The sequence below is a fragment of the Leptotrichia sp. OH3620_COT-345 genome (assembly GCF_003932895.1).
In the GTDB taxonomy this organism is placed as follows: Bacteria; Fusobacteriota; Fusobacteriia; order Fusobacteriales; family Leptotrichiaceae; genus Pseudoleptotrichia.
Genome location: NZ_RQYW01000015.1, coordinates 24,807 through 41,887, shown reverse-complemented (window position 1 = coordinate 41,887; position 17,081 = coordinate 24,807). Strand labels below are relative to the sequence as shown.

Genomic DNA, 17,081 nt, shown 5'->3' with positions numbered 1-17,081 from the left:
ATTTATTTAAAAAATTTTATCCCGTTTCTAAATATATTCTGCTCTGTGTTTCCTATTATATTTTTATAAAGATTTTTCCCAGTTCTTTCAGAATGTGTCATTTTTCCGAATATTCTTCCCTTATATGCCAGCATTCCTTCAATCGCATAATACGAACCGTTAGGATTAAATTCTATTTCCATACTCGGATTTCCTTCAAAATCTACATATTTTGTTGCTATCTGGTTATTTATATATAATGTTCTGTAATCTTCCTCACTTATTATAACTCTTCCTTCTCCATGTGAAAGAGGAATTGTATGTATTTCGTTTTCTTTAATTTCTGCAAGCCATGGAGAATTATTCGTTATAACCTTCGTCATTACCATTTTTGACATATGTTTATTTATAGCATTAAACGTAAGTGTCGGAGAAGTTTCATCCAATTCTCTTATTTCACCGTACGGTAAAAGTCCTGATTTTATTAATGCCTGAAACCCGTTACATATCCCTAAAATCAGTCCGTCTCTTCTTAAAAATCTCTCAATAGCTTCTTTTATCTTTTCATTTTTCAAAACTGCAACAATAAATTTTGCCGAACCGTCAGGTTCATCTCCCGCACTGAACCCCCCGGGAAACATAAGTATTTGAGAATTATCAATTTCTTTAACAAAATTATCAATGGAGCTGAGTATACTATTGTAGGAAAGATTATTGAATACTTGTGTTTTTGCTATCCCCCCTTCTTTATTAAATACTCTTTCCAAGTCATATTCACAGTTTGTACCGGGAAATATGGGGATAAACACTCTCGGTTTAGCGTAATTATTAGAGATTCTGCTTATAAGATTTTCATGTTCTATACATTTCAGCCTTTTATATTCGGCTTTATTACAGTGAGTCACTTTATTTCTCGTAGTTATTTTTTTCCTTGTAGGGAATATATTTTCCAAAGGTTTTTCCCATTCAGAAATTAATTCTTCCAGTATAATTTCTTCCATTCCGTTCTTTGTATTTAATGTTATTTTTTCATTATTCACGGTATTTCCTATTAATAAAGCATTTTTATAGTCAAATTTTTCATCAGTTTCAATTATGATTGTACCGTAATAAGGCATAAACAGCTCATCTATTAAGATTTCACAGCTGCTTGATTCTGAAAAAATATTATCTATGTTTATATTTATTCCTATTTTATTTCCAAAAGACATTTTTGCCAGAGCTTCAGCTATTCCACCATGTTTTACAACACTTGCAGATATTATTTTTTTATTCTCTATATTTTCAGTAATAAAGTCAAAATTATCTTTCAGTTCTTTTAAATGAGGTAAATCATTTTCATCTAATGGTGTTTTTATTAAATATATTCTACTTCCTTCTTTTTTAAACTCATTTGAAATAACATTTTCAGAATTAACTGTATTTACTGCAAAAGAAACTAGCGTAGGCGGAACAGATATTTCATGGAAAGTCCCGCTCATGGAATCTTTTCCTCCTATTGAAGCCAGTCCAAATTTTTTCTGAATATACAATGCTCCCAATAATGCAGACAAGGGTTTTCCCCATTTTTTAGGATCATTTCCAAGTTTTTCAAAATATTCCTGAAAAGTAAATTTTATGTTTTTATAATTTCCTCCTGCAGCCACTATTCTTGACATTGATTCAATTACTGCAAAAGCACCTCCATGAAAGGGTATCTGTTTTGCTATAAAAGGATTGTAACCGTAACCTACCATGGAGGCTAACGATGTTTCTCCGTTTTCTACAGAAATTTTCTGTACGGAAACATCAGACGGAGTTAACTGATATTTTCCTCCATAAGGCATTAAAACTGTAGTTGAACCTATTGTAGAATCAAATGTTTCCATTAACCCTCTTTGAGAACATATATTCAGTTCTTTCATATTATTTATAAACTTTTCCTTGAGAGAATTTCCGTTTATTTCTCTTTTCAGATCTAGAATGTATAAATTTTCTATTTCTGCACTTATAAAAGATTTTGCACCGTTTGTATTTAAAAATTCCCTTGAAATATTGACTATAACTTCATTATTATACTTCATTACAAGTCTGTCGGTATCTGTTATTTGACCGACTTCATATGCTTCCAAATTTTCTTTTTGAGCATATTCAATAAATTTTTCCAGATTTTTTTTTGAAATAACTACCGCCATTCTTTCTTGAGATTCGGAAATTGCCAGTTCGGTTCCATTTAATCCTTCATATTTTACTCTCACTTTATTTAAATCAATTTCCAATCCGTCAGCAAGTTCACCGATAGCCACTGAAACTCCCCCCGCTCCAAAATCATTACATTTTTTTATTAATTTCGTAACATCTTTATTTCTGAACAGTCTTTGCATTTTTCTTTCAATTACCGCATTCCCTTTTTGCACTTCAGCACTGCACTTTTCAGAAGATTCCGAAGTGTGTTCTTTTGAAGAACCTGTCGCTCCACCTATTCCGTCTCTTCCCGTTCTTCCTCCGAGTAAAACTACAATATCCCCTCTTTCAGGTTTCTCCCTTATTATATTTTCTGCAGGAGCCGCTCCTACTACAAGTCCCAGTTCCATTCTTTTAGCTTTATAACCCTCATCATATATTTCGTTTACATATGTAGTTGCAAGACCTATCTGATTTCCATAAGAAGAAAAACCGTGTGCAGCTTTTTGAGTGATAACTTTTTGAGGAAGTTTTCCCTGAATTGTATCTTCGACTTTTTCATTAGGATTTCCCGCTCCGGTTATCCTTACAGCCTGATACACAAATGTCCTGCCTGAAAGAGGATCTCTTATTGCTCCTCCTATACATGTGGATGCTCCTCCAAAAGGTTCTATTTCTGTAGGATGATTATGAGTTTCATTTTTAAACTGTAATATCCATTTTTGATTTTTACCATTTATCGGAACATCAATATAAACTGAGCATGCATTTATTTCATCGGAAATTTCTAAATCGGAAAGTGTTCCATTTTTTCTTCCTTCCTTTCCTGATATAGTTGCCAGATCCATCAATGTTACAGGCTTTTTGTCTATTCTGTCTGAATGAATATATTCTCTACTTTTTATATATTCATTTATTGTATTTTCTATAATTTTTTTATATTTTCCTTCTCCCACTTTTATATCAGTTATTACCGTTTCGAAAGTTGTATGTCTGCAATGATCCGACCAGTATGTATCAAGGACTTTTATTTCAGTTTCTGTAGGATTCCTTTTTTCTTCATTTTTGAAATATTTTTGAACAAATAATAAATCATCTGTTGTCATTGCAAGTTCCAATTTTTTTTTGAAATTCTCTATTTGTTCCGGTGATTTTTCAATAAATTTATCATACACAGGAACTTTTTCATTATTCTTTTCTTCAGAAGGTTGTTTAAGTATCATTAAATCTTTTTCTCTTGATTCTATTTCATTTACATGATATTTTTTTATTTTATTCATTTCTTCATCTGAAATATTTCCGTATAAAATTATAAGTTTTCCACTTTTTATATCTATATTATTTCTATTATCAACTAATAAATTTAGACATTGTATAGCAGAATCCGCCCTCTGATCATACTGACCGGGAAGAAATTCCGTTCCGAAAAAGTTTTTTTTCAAAATATTTTTAATTTCCCTATTATTTCCTTCCAATGCTTCTTCAAGAGAATAGTATATATTATCGACATTTATTTCAGAAAAAACAGTTTTTTCACTTTTTTTCAAATCATTTTCACTTATGCCGAATATATCATAAATATTTAAAATTCTTACATTTTTAAGATTTTCAATTTTCAAGTTTTCTTTTAAATCATCAAATAAATTTTGTGCTTCAACTCTAAAATCTTCTTTTTTTTCAATAAAAATTCTACAATCCATTACTTCTCCTCCATTTTATATATCCGTTTTTATAATAAAAAATCTAAGTAGATTACATACTTAGATTTTTGACATACTTATTTTATTGATATTTTGAATTTCTGATTTTTTACACACTTTCCCTGTTAAAAGTCCATAAAACAAAGTAGACATCTTTTTTTGTCTAAAATATACTGTCTGTAATGTAATAAACTGTTTTCTTTTCATTGATTTCCTCCAAATAAAAAATCTATTTTAAACTGCATTACAAAATGAAGTAATAAAATAGATAGTATGGATATCATTTATTAAACTTCACTTATAGTAAGCAATTCACGGTTGCTTGTAGAAACTCTTTGCCTTATTCAAAGAATATATAAGTAATATATTATTTACAAACTTTTTAATAAAAGAAGTATATCAAACTTTTCAATTTTTTTCAAGAAAATTGTTAACTTTTTTTATATCCTATTTTCTAATACTTTTTCTACCATATTTCTTGTATGATCTCCTATTCTCGTAAAATGAGAAATTAAATCTATATAATAAAGTCCTGCTCTAAGTTCACATTCCTGATTTCTCATTCTTTCTATGTGATCTTTTCTTATTTTTTTCTCCTTTGCATATAATTTATTGTGTAAATCAAGTACTTCTATAGCTTTATCTTTATTGGAAGTTTTCAGGGCTTCTATTGCATTTTCAATCATTTTTTGTGAAATACTTAATAGACTGTTTACTTCATTATGAGCAAATTGAGAAAATTTCATTTTTTTCTTTATTTCATAATTTACATCTTTTATAATTCCATGAGCATGATCTCCTATTCTTTCTACATCCCTGCACATATCCAAATAAAGTCCTATTTCTTCCCCCTCTTTTGAGCTCAAAGATTCTTTAGTTGATAAAACTGTTAAATAATTCGAAATTTCCTGATCAATGCTATTTATACCTTCTTCGGATTTTTCAACTTCCTCTTCCAATTTTTCATTATGAGTATGAAAATATTCTACTGAAGTATTTAAATTTTCAAGTACAAGCTCAGTCATTAATATTATTTCCTGCTTAACCTGTCCTAATGCTATGGAAGGAGTGTTCAGGAGTGCATTATCAAGATATTTTGTCTTATATTCCTTTTCCTTTCCATTTCCTCTTATCATTTTGACTACTATAAATTCAAGTATTCCTATAAAAGGAAACAGAAGAATAGTAGTGGCGGTATTAAAACTCCCATGTGCAAAAGCAATAGTCATTTTAGGATTCAAATGAAGGAAATATTGCATTTTTTCAATAAATATAGTAAACGGTGTCAGGAAAATTAAAAAAATTATGGTTCCTATTACATTGAACAGGACATGGGATGCTGCAAGTCTTTTAGCAGCAGTATTTGAACCTATTATAGCTATAATAGCGGTTATAGTCGTTCCTATATTATCTCCGAAAAGTATCGGTAACGCTCCTTTCAGAGTAACAAGGTTTTCCTGATAAATATTTTGCAATATACTGATTGTAGCACTTGAAGCCTGTACAAGCATAGTTACTGCAGTCCCTATAAATACACCAAGTAATGGACTGTAACTTAATTTTACCATTAGTTCTTTAAATTCAGGCAAATGCTTCAAGGGTTGCATAGAACCGGACATAAGAGTTAAGGCGAAAAATATTCCTCCAAAGCCGAATAATATACGTCCTAAATTATTAATAGCTTTTATTTTTGTAAAAAATAAGCATGCCGCCCCTATAAATATAATAGGAAGAGCATAGTGAGTAATGTTAAAGCCTATTATAAAAGTAGTAATTGTAGTTCCTATATTTGCTCCCATTATAATTCCGATAGCCTGTCGTAAAGAAAGCAATCCTGCTCCTACCAATCCTATAGTTATAACTGAAGTTCCCGAACTTGACTGAATTAAAGCAGTTACAAATATTCCTACAAGAACTCCTAAAAACGGGGAAGTCGTATATTTATCCAAAATATGTCTTAATCTGTCCCCTGCCGCCAGTTGCAGACCATCACCCATATACTTTATACTGAATAGGAAAAGCCCCAATCCCCCTAAAAAAGTAAAAATTATTTGTTGATAATTGATAGTATTCAACATTATATCACTTTTCATTTTCTCCTCCAATTTTTTTATACATCAAATTTAATATTTAATTTTTTCATTCTATAATATCATAAATTATATTAAAAAAAAAGAAAATAATTAAAATATTTTCTTTTTTCAAAATTCATTTGCATTTTTAACTTTTAATTTTATATTTCTATTATATATATTTTTTATATGAAATTTTTTATTATTTTCTAAATTTTTCCCCAATATTCAAAATTTTCCGAAAAAATACAAAATTATGCTAATGAGGAAAACAATGATTATAAGTATAGTTAATTTGCTATTTTCCAAGCATAATGATTATTTTGAAAACTAAAAATTATAGTTGATAACGAATGTGTAAATTTTCAAAAAAAATTCATTTAATTTTTCTTATACTTTCCAATTTTTTTAAAATATTCATTGAATGCGGGTGAATCAAGATAGTCTAGCCATTTTTTTTCAGGAATATTACAATTTTTTGCATAATACTTTTCAGTTACTATTATAGGATTTTTCTCATCTTGAAATTCTCCTTCCAATTGAATTATTCTTCCGTATGTTTTCAGAGATTCATCAAAACTGTTTACCATTTCTTCATTTTTATTATCAATATGAAAAGACCTTAGTAAAATCTGTTTAATTATAAACTTACAACGATAATCTCCTCTGAATATTTCAGGTGCATTTTTAAAAACATAATCAAACTTTTCATTTTTAAAAGGATCTTTCAATTGACTGAAAGATAGAATATTTCCTAAAATAAATAATAACATAACAATTTTTTTCATTTCCTGTTCTCCTTAGTGTTTTATTTTATATTATTATACCTTATATTCAGATGAAATCAAGAAAAATTATTTAAACATATACAACTTAACTTTATTTCCCCCATTTTTCAGGATTTTGAATCCACTCTGAAGCTGTTTTTGCCTCTTTTTCCGTGAGATAATCCATTTCTTTCAATATTTTTATTAATGTATTAAAGTCCGAAAGAGAACTGAATTTACAGTTATATTTTTTGTAATTATCTATCGCTGACTGAAACCCATAAGAAAATATTGACATAACTTCCAATTCTGAAATATTTTCTTTCTGAAGAACGTCAACTGCAATAAGACTACTTTTTCCTGTAGTAATAAGATCCTCGATCACTATTACTCTCTTTCCTTCTACTTCAGCACCTTCTATCTGTTTTCCTCGTCCGTGTTCTTTCGGTTTATTTCTTATGTAACATAGCGGCTTCCCGATTCTATCTGCTATAAATGATGCCCATGGTATTCCTGCCGTGGCTACTCCCGCTATTATATCAATGTCTTTATTTATTTTTTCAATAAAACCGTCCACTATTACATTTCTTTCCTGAGGAAATCCTAAAATATATCTGTTATCACAATATATAGGACTTTTTATTCCCGAAGCGAATGTAAACGGTTCTTTTATATTTACTTTTACCGCTTTGACATCAAATAATACTTTTGCCACTTTATCTTTTAATAACATATTATTCATAAAATTCTATTTCCTTTCCATTTTTTATATTTTCTTGAATTTTTCCATTTTCATAAACAATTTTACCATTTACAATAGTCAAAATATTTTTCCCTTGTAATTCCCAATTTTCATAAGGACTCCATCTACATTTTGATTCCAATTCTTTATTAGTCACTTTCCACTTTTTAGTTAAGTCTACAACTATAATATCTGCATAATATCCCTCTTTTAAAAATCCTCTTTCTTTTATTTTCATTATTTTTGCAGGATTTTCACACATTAATTCCTGAATTTTTTCAAGTTTTATTTTACCTTCATTAAAAGCATTTAACATAAGTCCAAGAGAGGTCTCCACTCCCGGCATTCCGAATGTTACTTTCTCCAATTTTTCATTTATAAGATGAGGTGCATGATCAGTACCTATAGTATCAATTTCACCTTTATTCAAAGCTTCCCATAAAAACTCATTATCAATTGAAGTCCTAAGTTCGGGCTTCATTCTTAAAAGCAATTTATTTCTTTCAGAACTTTCTCTTATTTTTTCATTTAAAAATAAATGATGAGGAGTTACCTCGACATAAACAGGGTGTTTATAATTATTTATTTTTTTATCTTTTTTTCCTTTTATAACTTTTATTAATTCTTCTTTTGAAGGAATATGACATATATATAATCCATTTCCGTATTTTTCATTCAAAAATAAAGCCTGGTCTATCATTTCATTTTCAGCATGCACAAGTATTAACTTTGAGTTTTTAAATATTTCTTTCAATATTTTCTCATTTTCTATAAGCATTTCCCCTGTAGTTACATTCATGAATATTTTTACAGTATTTGCTTCCTTATTTTTCAATACCTGCTTTATTTCATTGATATTGTTCTTGTTACTTCCTCCAAAATGAAACCCGTAATTGACAATAGCTTTTCTTTTTGCCGCTTCCTTTTTTAATATCAGCTCATTCAATGAAGTAGTTGGCGGGAGCGTATTCGGCATGTCAAAAAATGTTGTAATTCCTCCTTTGGCACATGCACGGGAACCTGTTTCAAAGTCTTCCTTATACGTTATTCCGGGTTCTCTCATATGAGTATGGATATCAATAACTCCCGGCATTACAGTATTTTCTTTTAAATCAATTATTCTAATAGTTTGAATACCGACATCTTTTTTTAAATTATCTACATCACTCGACTTTATTTCTTCCTTAATTTGATAAATTTTCTCACCATAAATAAATAGCTCTGTTTTCTTTCCATACACATCTTTTCCGTTTTTAAGGTAAATTACTCGATTATCCATTTTTCCTCCTTTCATTAATTTATTTATAAAAGATAAAAAATTACAAACTTATTTCAAGTAGACAGTATTTTTTATGCTTATTTCTGTATTTTTTCGTTGAAATAACTTAAATATCCGGTTTTAGTTTAACATTTCAAATTTATATTTTTACTATAATTTTTTATATTATTTCCTAATTTTTCCTGGATATTCAAATTTTGGTCAAAAAATATGAAATTACACCGAACAGAAAATCAAATATTTGAATATATTAAATTTTCTATTTTCAAACATAATTATTATTTGTACTCTATAGCGAGAATGGACGATTGCAATAAGTACTCATAAAAAATTATATACACTCCGAAATTTCTTCTAATATAATTTTCACAACATTTTCAGGATTTTCATTTTTTGTTACAGGTCTTCCAACTACAAGAAAATCAGCTCCATTTTTTACTGCTTCATAAGGTGTCATTATCCTATTCTGATCATCTTTACAATTTAAGGTAAATTCAGGTCTGACTCCGGGACATACGGTTACAAAATCTTTTCCCAATTTTTCTTTCACAGTTCGGGCTTCTTTTGGAGAACACACAATTCCATTCATTCCGCTTTTTTTAGCCAAACTCGCCATATTTAAAACTAATTCTTCAAGTTTTATTTTACCGCCGAACATTTCCTGAATATCATTTTCAGACAGATTAGTAAGAATCGTAACTCCTATTAAAATAGATGCGGAATTATATTTTTTTAAAAGTTCTGATATTTCTTTCATAGTACTCATTCCACTGGAACAATGTATATTAAACATAAATACATTTTTTTTAATAGCATATTCACAAGCTGTTTTTACTGTATTTGTGATATCATGAAATTTCAAATCAAGAAATACTTTTTTCTTTTTACTATGTAAATAGTCTACTATTTTTCCCTCTGTGTTTAAAAAAATTTCAAGCCCCACTTTATATATGGAAATATTTTCTCCTAAACTTTCTACTAATTTTTTTGCTTCTTCAAAATTATTATAATCAAGAGCGATTATTAACTTTTCTTTAGCTTTACAATTTATCTTTTTCAAAGAATTTCCTCCTCTTTTATATAACTTTTTGTTACTTTCTAAGTTTTAATTTTTTTCTATAATCAATTCCATTATCCGAATGAGCGTAACCGATTATTTCTGAAATATTATTTAACTTTTCGTTTTTGCAATACTCTTCTAAACCTTCTATCACTTCCAAGGCTACCATAGGATTTGGAAAAAAAGCCGTTCCTAAAGATATTGCAGAAGCTCCTGCCAAAAAAAATTCTATTGCGTCTTCAGTATTACTTATTCCTCCCATTCCAAGAATAGGTATAGATACAGTCTGTGATACTTGATGAATCATTCTCAATGCTATCGGTTTTACTGCCGGACCTGACAGCCCTCCATATATATTCCCTAAAACAGCTTTTCTTGTTTTTACATCTATTGACATTCCAAGTAAAGTATTTATCATGGAAATTCCGTCCGCTCCTTCACTTTCAGCTATTTTTGCAATTTCTACAATATTTGTAACATTAGGGGAAAGTTTCACCATTAATGGTTTTTTGGTAACTTTTCTCACTTCTCCGGTTACTTTTCTTGCTATTTCAGGATTTGCTCCGAAAGCCATTCCTCCATCTTTCACATTAGGACATGAAATATTCAATTCAAGTATTTTTATTTTCTCAATTTTATCAAGTCTTTTCGTCAGCTCTACATATTCTTCAATAAATTTCCCGTTAATATTTCCAACAATGGGAATATTCAAATATTTATTCATTTCAGGTAATATATGTTTTTCAAAATAATCTATTCCCGGATTTTCCAGCCCGACACTGTTCAGTATTCCTGCCGGAGTTTCTGCAATTCGGATTCCGTTATTTCCTTTTCTCATTTCCAGTGTCAGTCCTTTAGTTATTATGGCTCCCAGTTTATTAGGATTAAAATAATCCATATATTCCAACCCGAAAGCAAAGCATCCACTTCCTGTCATTACGGGATTTTGAAGCTTTACTCCCATAAATGTTGTTTCAAGCCTGCTTTTACATTTTTTCTCTATATCAATTTCCATTTATTTCACCCCTATTTTCATAAAATATACTACTGTAAAATACAGGGCCGTCATGACATACTTTTCTCATTCCTGAAACCGTTTCCACAGAACATCCTACACACGCACCTACTCCACATGCCATTCTTTCTTCCATAGATATCTGAGACAAAATATTCTTTCTATTTACAATGTCATTTACAGCTTTCAGTGCTTTATCAGGTCCGCAAGAATATATAATATCGGGATTTTTGTTGTTTTTCAGTATTTTTTCCAACATTTCCGCTATATTCAATTTTTCTCCTAAGCTTCCATCATCAGTACATATAAAGGTGGAAACTCTTTTGCTGTCCAGAAGAAAGTTTTCCAGTATATTCATCGCTTCTTTGTTTCTTCCTCCTGCAATAAAAATAATATTTTTATTTTCCTTATATTTTAAAAGTTCCTTTATTAACTGCTTTAAAGGAGCAAGTCCTATTCCTCCTCCAATAACAATAATATTTTCAGACTTTTTATATATATCAAACCCTTTTCCGAGAGGACCTTGTATATTCAGTATACTTCCTTTTTGAAGTATAGATAACTCCTCTGTTCCTTTTCCTATAACTTTATAAAGAAACTCCAACTCCCCTGTTTTAAAATTTACACTATGTAAACTTATAGGACGTCTCAATATTCTTATATGATTTCTCAGTTTAAGCATATAAAACTGTCCTGCTTTCGGATTTGTAACTTGTTTTTTTACATTTTCAGAAAAAACTTTCATTAAATAATTATCCGCTCCCAAATATTTATTTTCAGATACAGTAACATCTTCCAGAAATCCCGTCTTTTTTCCTGAACATTTATAATTACCGTTATTAATACCACTTTTGTACATATATTACCTCTTTCAGATCTTTTTATAAAGGTTTCAGTTCTATTTCATTTTCTGCTATTACTCTTTCACAATAAAAGCATTTGTATTTTATTTTATCTTCATCTACTATTTTTATAAATTTTGATTCTATTTCTTCATGATTTGATATACACTTATTATTATTACATTTTATTAATCCTGTAATTTCATTCGGTATTGCTAATTTAATTTTTTTTACGACTTTAAAATTTTCAATTATATTTATTGTAACATCAGGAGCAAGAATCGCTATTTCTCCCAGTTCATTTTCTCCCAAACTTCTATCTTCTATTTTTATTAATCCTTTTTTTCCTAATGAACTGCTTTTTAAATTACAAGCAACTGTTACTATTTCTCCATATTCTCTTAAATGTAATATTTCAACAATAGGAAATGTTTTTTCAATAGGAATATGATCAATAACTATCCCGTTTTTTAAAGCTGTTATTTGTAATTCCATTACTGAACCTCCATTTTACATATATTTTCTATTTTGTTTAAAACAGTCATTAACATTGCTTGTCTTACAGGAATTCCATTTTTTGCCTGTTTAAAATATAGCGCATGTTTTGTATTATCCAAGTCAGTGGATATTTCATCTACTCTCGGTAACGGATGAAGTATAATCATATCTTCTTTGCATTTTCCAATTATATTTTCTCTATTTATAATATATACACCTTTTACTTTTTCATAATCTTCTACATCAGGAAATCTTTCTTTCTGTATTCTCGTCATATAAAATACATCTATTTTCTCCAGACATTCTCTAAAATCTTCGAGAACTTCATATTTTATATTATTTTTATCAAGATCATCAAGTAAATATTGAGGCATTCTCAATATTTCAGGAGAAACAAAATAAATTACAGGATTAAAATGGGAAAAGGCTTTTACAAGGGAATGCACTGTTCTTCCATATTTCAAATCACCTACAAAAGCAATGGAGATATTTTTCAAAGTTCCTTTTTCTTCCATGATTGTATATAAATCAAGTAATGTTTGACTTGGATGCTGATTTGAACCGTCTCCGGCATTCAATACAGGTTTTTCTGAAGTATTTGCCGCCAATCGTGCCGCTCCGTCATGAGGATGCCTGACTATTATAACATCCGAGTATGACTCTACCATTTTTATGGTATCTGTAAATGACTCCCCTTTTTTTATAGATGTTTGATCTAGTGGAGGAAAATGAAGTATTCTTGCGCCCAATCTCTGGGCTGCCGACTCAAAGGACATTTTTGTTCTCGTACTCGGCTCAAAAAATAAAGTAGAAACTATTTTTCCATGTAAAAACTTTAATTTTTCCTCTTCAGAAGTATTTTCAATTCTTCGTGCTAATCCCAAAATATTCAAAATTTCTTCTTTGCTCATGTCATTCATTGAAATAATATCTTTTTGATTCATTATTATTACCTCCTGTAAGTTTTATTTATAAAAAAAGAATAATAAATACTTGAATAAAGTATTATTATTCTCTATTAATGTATAAATTATATCGGTTTTTAAAATAATAAAAAGTAATAAATTTATTTATGTTATTATGGAAAAACTTAAATATAAAATCAAAATTTAATAATTTAAATCTATTGTAAATATTGTAATCAATCAGTATATTCATAAATTAAACTCCATTCTATAATTCATTATTCTAAACTTTTAATATACTATCAAATTTTAAATTATTTTTCAATACCTTAAATTCTTTATTTTTTTAATTTTTTTTTATTTTCGTTTAGACAATCTATATATAATAGATTATTAACTTTTATATACAATACAAAAAAATACTCAAAACTCTTTTTCGAACTTTTTAGAAAAACTAGCAAATTTCTCTAAACTTTTTTGCAAAAAATTTGACAAAAATCTTACCAACTCAAATTATTTTATATTTAAAAACACTTCATACACTAAAAATTACAAACTTTCTTTACTCAGACAGTGATTTTTCTAAATACTCATTCTCATATTTTTTTGTTGAATAATTTGAATGTCGGGATTTTAACTTTTAAAATTTCAATTTTATATTTATATTATAAATTAAAAAAAAGGAAACTTTTATATTTTGACATAAAAATCTCCATTTCATATGTATTTTATTATTTTAATTTAATATTTAAAACTGCTTCCAATATTCAAAATTTTTCTAAAAAAAGAAACTATGTTGACCGAAAAATCTTCTATCTGAGTAAATGATTTTCAAGTTTTTCAAACACAATTAAGTATTTTGAAGGATCAAAAAACTTTATAATCAGTAGGTTAAATGTTAAAGCAATAATAAATCTTTACAAAAAAATTTAATTTATCTTTTCGTTATTTCATAGTAAGGTTTCAAAAGAATATATCCTTTTAACAACTCTTCACTTAGCTCATCATGAGTCTGAAATTTTTCTATTTCATCTATGTCATATTTGACAAGAACTTTTCTTACTTTTTCTATTTTAACTTCTTTTATCAGATTTTGGCGATTTTCTTCATTCCCAGCTATCCTTAAATTTTCTCCGTTAATTTGTACATAATAGTAAAGAGGTGAGCAAATAGGAATCTCTAAAACTCTATTTTGAAATTTAAGTGTATTTTCTCCTATTCCTCTTTCAAGAAAACTTACTTCCAGAGAAATTCCAAACTCTTTTTTATCTTCTATAAGTCTTAATGCTAGACCTGATTCATCACGCTTTTCACTTTCCTTTTTTAAATACACCCAGAAATAAGAACGGGCTATTTGTGCCTGGTTCATCCATCCACTTACTTTTTGTAATTTAAATCCTTGCATTTTGCCTTCAAAATTCTTAGCAATTTCAGTAAATATTTTTCTTGCTTTCTGCCCTTTTTCCCTGAAAATTTCCATTTTCTCCTTATCTGTTCCCGCTTTTTCAGGAGATTTATACTTCATATTATGATAAAAAATATAGTCAACTAATGGTTTATAATTAAATTTTTTCATTTTTATTTTTTTCTCCGTTTAATATTTTTATTTTATATATTTCTATTTTTTTATCCAAATTTTCTAAATAATTTTTTAAAATTTTTACTTCATTTTCTATATATTTTCTGTGACTATATAGTATATCCATTCTTTTTTCTATTGTACTGTCTCCTTTATACCTTAATTCCGAATAAATTTTTATATCTCTTAGAAGCATTCCCGTATCTTTCAGTTTCTTTACAAATTTAATCCATTCTATATCATTCTCATCATATATTCTTCTGTTTTTTTCATCTCTTTTTACCTTTATTAATCCTTTTTTTTCATAATATCTTATTGTATATACTGTCAAACCTGATTTTTTCCCAAATTCACTTATATTCATATCATCTCCCGAAAATAAATAATTATTGACTTACACTATACTCTAACTGTTATACTTTATTAAATAATTTTTTTATTATGGAGGTCAAGTTATGTCTAAAAAATATATGGTAATTACCGGTGCAAGCTCAGGAATTGGAAAAGCGGCGGCAAAATACTTTGCAAAAAAAGAAAAAAATCTTATTTTAATTGCAAGAAGAAAAAAATTAATGGAAAATTTAAAAAATGAGATACTTATCTCTCATCCCGAAAGAGATATTATTATTAAGAATTTTGATCTTACAGATACTGATAACATTGAAAAAATGTATTCATCTCTTAAACAATACGATATTGAAGTTTGGATAAACAATGCAGGTTTCGGTTTATATCAGAATATAGATAAATATCCTCTTGAAAAAGTTCGAAATATGATAAAATTAAATATAGAAACTCTAACGATTTTGTCGATTTTATATGTCAAAGATTATCAAAATATTGAGGGGAGTCAGCTAATTAACATTTCTTCAGCAGGAGGGTATACTATTGTTCCCCATGCTACAGTTTACTGTGCTACAAAATTTTATGTAAGTTCATTTACTGAAGGTCTGGCAAGAGAATTGATTTCCAACGGTTCAAAATTAAAAGCAAAAATTCTTGCTCCGGCAGCTACAAAAACAGAGTTTGGAAATATCGCAAATAATATATCTGATTACGACTATGATAAAAACTTCAGTATGTACCATACAAGTGATGAAATAGCAAATTTTTTATATCAATTATATGAAAGTGATTCCACACTTGGATTTGTAAATCGTGAAGATTTTTCATTTAAACTAACGGAACCTATTTTTAATCATTCTTATAATTCAGACAAAAATCAAAAAATTATTAAATAATATTTCAATATTCATTTTATAATTTTCGGGGAACTACATTAAAAGTTTTCCGAAAATTTTAATACTGAACTTTTATTTTTCCTGCTCTTATCATTTCCCTTATTTCCTGAAATTTATTCAATTTTTCTTTTCCTATTATATTTACCGTATATTTAAAATCGGTAACTTTTATAGCATTATCCGAAAGTCCGAAATAATATTCCTCTCCTTTAAATTTCCCTTTAACGGTATTTTTTATTATATAGTATAAAGGAATACTTAAATCTGTCATTACAGATGTCAATACAGTACCCGGTGCAAGTTTATCTTCATTCTGTTCTGAAGCAATTGCAAATATTCCATTTTCCTGTGCCGCATTTAATACACCTATTCCGCTTCCTCCTGCACTATGGAATATAACTCCTATTCTATTCTTTTTAATCATATTTTCAGTTTTCTTTTTAGCCAGCGGAATATCGAAATAAGGATTTTCACCATCTACATACGAACTAAAAATAATCGTATTTTTATTTACATATTTTACTCCCTGCCTAAATCCCTTTTCATATCTTTTCACATTTTCAGTTTCAGTGGATCCCATAAATCCTACAGAATAACTTTTTGTCATCATTCCGGCAAGAATTCCGGCAAGAAACCCTCCTTCTTCTTCTTTAAACAAAATCGTTGCTACATTAGATAAAGAAATTTCGGGAGCTTCATAAGCAACTACAAATTTCTGCTCAGGATATTCTTTTGCAATTTTTTCAATTCCAAGTTTTATTGCTTTTGGTATACCTATTATTAAATCATATTTTTTACTTTTTGCCATCGCTCTTAATTGATCTTCTATATCCAAAATAGAAATTTTCTGAATAAATTCTTTAAATTCTATTCCAAAATCTTTTTTCGATTTCATAAGTCCTTCATAAGCAAAGTCATTGTATGATTTATCTCCTTTTCCTCTCACTGAATAAATAACTGCAACTTTAAGCTTAGCATCAGTTTCAGTTGTTCCAAATGTTACTATACTCAGAAATATTAAAATTATTACAAGCATCTTATTTTTCATAATTTCCTTTTTTGACATTCTCCTTTCTTAATTTCAAATTTCAAAATAAATTTTTAAAATATATTTCTATTAATAAAATTCAACTTCTGTATTTATAAATTTTCGTTTGCCTATGTTTAATCTTTTCTAAAAATATTTCTTTATCTTTCATATATTCAAAAAAATGTCTTCCTTTCATATATTAAGTTTTA

General features: G+C 28.3%; 15 protein-coding genes and 1 riboswitch. Of the genes, 1 reads left to right on the top strand and 14 read right to left on the bottom strand.

Annotated elements, in window-relative coordinates; genetic code table 11:
• Positions 1-2: 2 nt before the first annotated feature.
• From EII29_RS09000 to EII29_RS08945, 13 genes are all read right to left on the bottom strand, one after another.
• The gene (locus EII29_RS09000) at positions 3-3,842 is read right to left on the bottom strand and encodes a phosphoribosylformylglycinamidine synthase (protein ID WP_125237193.1); all 3,840 of its coding nucleotides are present in this window, start codon (positions 3,840-3,842) and stop codon (positions 3-5) included.
• Positions 3,843-3,902: 60 nt separating this feature from the next.
• Positions 3,903-4,049 (bottom strand): hypothetical protein, encoded by a 147-nt coding sequence (locus EII29_RS12150; RefSeq protein WP_158612507.1) that lies wholly within the window; start codon positions 4,047-4,049, stop codon positions 3,903-3,905.
• Between the two features lie 74 nt (positions 4,050-4,123).
• Positions 4,124-4,221: riboswitch (purine riboswitch) on the bottom strand.
• A gap of 61 nt (positions 4,222-4,282) precedes the next feature.
• Positions 4,283-5,935: a Na/Pi cotransporter family protein gene (locus EII29_RS08995; protein WP_233573301.1), complete on the bottom strand. Its 1,653-nt coding sequence runs from the start codon at positions 5,933-5,935 to the stop codon at positions 4,283-4,285.
• 359 nt (positions 5,936-6,294) lie between these two features.
• Positions 6,295-6,702 carry a hypothetical protein gene (locus tag EII29_RS08990; protein WP_125237192.1) on the bottom strand — a complete coding sequence of 136 codons (408 nt, stop codon included), beginning with the start codon at positions 6,700-6,702 and terminating at the stop codon, positions 6,295-6,297.
• 91 nt (positions 6,703-6,793) lie between these two features.
• Positions 6,794-7,423: an orotate phosphoribosyltransferase gene (gene pyrE, locus EII29_RS08985; protein ID WP_125237191.1), complete on the bottom strand. Its 630-nt coding sequence runs from the start codon at positions 7,421-7,423 to the stop codon at positions 6,794-6,796.
• Complete coding sequence (locus EII29_RS08980; RefSeq protein ID WP_125237190.1) at positions 7,416-8,702, bottom strand: dihydroorotase family protein; 1,287 nt, start codon at positions 8,700-8,702, stop codon at positions 7,416-7,418. The genes pyrE and EII29_RS08980 overlap by 8 nt, the downstream gene beginning before the upstream one ends.
• A 331-nt stretch (positions 8,703-9,033) precedes the next feature.
• Positions 9,034-9,762: an orotidine-5'-phosphate decarboxylase gene (gene pyrF / locus EII29_RS08975; RefSeq protein ID WP_125237189.1), complete on the bottom strand. Its 729-nt coding sequence runs from the start codon at positions 9,760-9,762 to the stop codon at positions 9,034-9,036.
• Between the two features lie 31 nt (positions 9,763-9,793).
• Entirely contained in the window at positions 9,794-10,777 is a 984-nt protein-coding gene (locus EII29_RS08970; RefSeq protein ID WP_125237188.1) for a dihydroorotate dehydrogenase, read from the bottom strand.
• The gene (locus EII29_RS08965; protein WP_125237187.1) at positions 10,767-11,636 is read right to left on the bottom strand and encodes a dihydroorotate dehydrogenase electron transfer subunit; all 870 of its coding nucleotides are present in this window, start codon (positions 11,634-11,636) and stop codon (positions 10,767-10,769) included. Before EII29_RS08965 ends, EII29_RS08970 begins: the two co-directional genes overlap by 11 nt.
• A gap of 22 nt (positions 11,637-11,658) precedes the next feature.
• Positions 11,659-12,114 (bottom strand): aspartate carbamoyltransferase regulatory subunit, encoded by a 456-nt coding sequence (pyrI, locus tag EII29_RS08960; protein ID WP_125237186.1) that lies wholly within the window; start codon positions 12,112-12,114, stop codon positions 11,659-11,661.
• A complete protein-coding gene (pyrB, locus tag EII29_RS08955) occupies positions 12,114-13,061 on the bottom strand; it encodes an aspartate carbamoyltransferase (RefSeq protein WP_125237185.1) in 948 nt (315 codons plus the stop codon). Before pyrB ends, pyrI begins: the two co-directional genes overlap by 1 nt.
• Before the next feature lie 895 nt (positions 13,062-13,956).
• Positions 13,957-14,598, bottom strand: coding sequence for a sakacin A production response regulator (locus EII29_RS08950; RefSeq protein WP_233573300.1), 642 nt, complete (start codon positions 14,596-14,598; stop codon positions 13,957-13,959).
• On the bottom strand, positions 14,585-14,965 hold the full coding sequence (locus EII29_RS08945; protein WP_125237184.1) for a MerR family transcriptional regulator: 381 nt from the start codon (positions 14,963-14,965) through the stop codon (positions 14,585-14,587). The genes EII29_RS08950 and EII29_RS08945 overlap by 14 nt, the downstream gene beginning before the upstream one ends.
• Positions 14,966-15,056: 91 nt before the next feature.
• On the opposite strand from EII29_RS08945, the gene EII29_RS08940 reads away from it, so the two are divergent.
• Positions 15,057-15,842: an SDR family oxidoreductase gene (locus tag EII29_RS08940; protein ID WP_125237183.1), complete on the top strand. Its 786-nt coding sequence runs from the start codon at positions 15,057-15,059 to the stop codon at positions 15,840-15,842.
• A 58-nt stretch (positions 15,843-15,900) separates the two neighbouring features.
• Here the strand turns inward: EII29_RS08940 and EII29_RS08935 are convergent, their stop codons facing one another.
• Positions 15,901-16,908 carry a BMP family protein gene (locus tag EII29_RS08935; protein WP_125237182.1) on the bottom strand — a complete coding sequence of 336 codons (1,008 nt, stop codon included), beginning with the start codon at positions 16,906-16,908 and terminating at the stop codon, positions 15,901-15,903.
• Positions 16,909-17,081 lie beyond the last annotated feature (173 nt).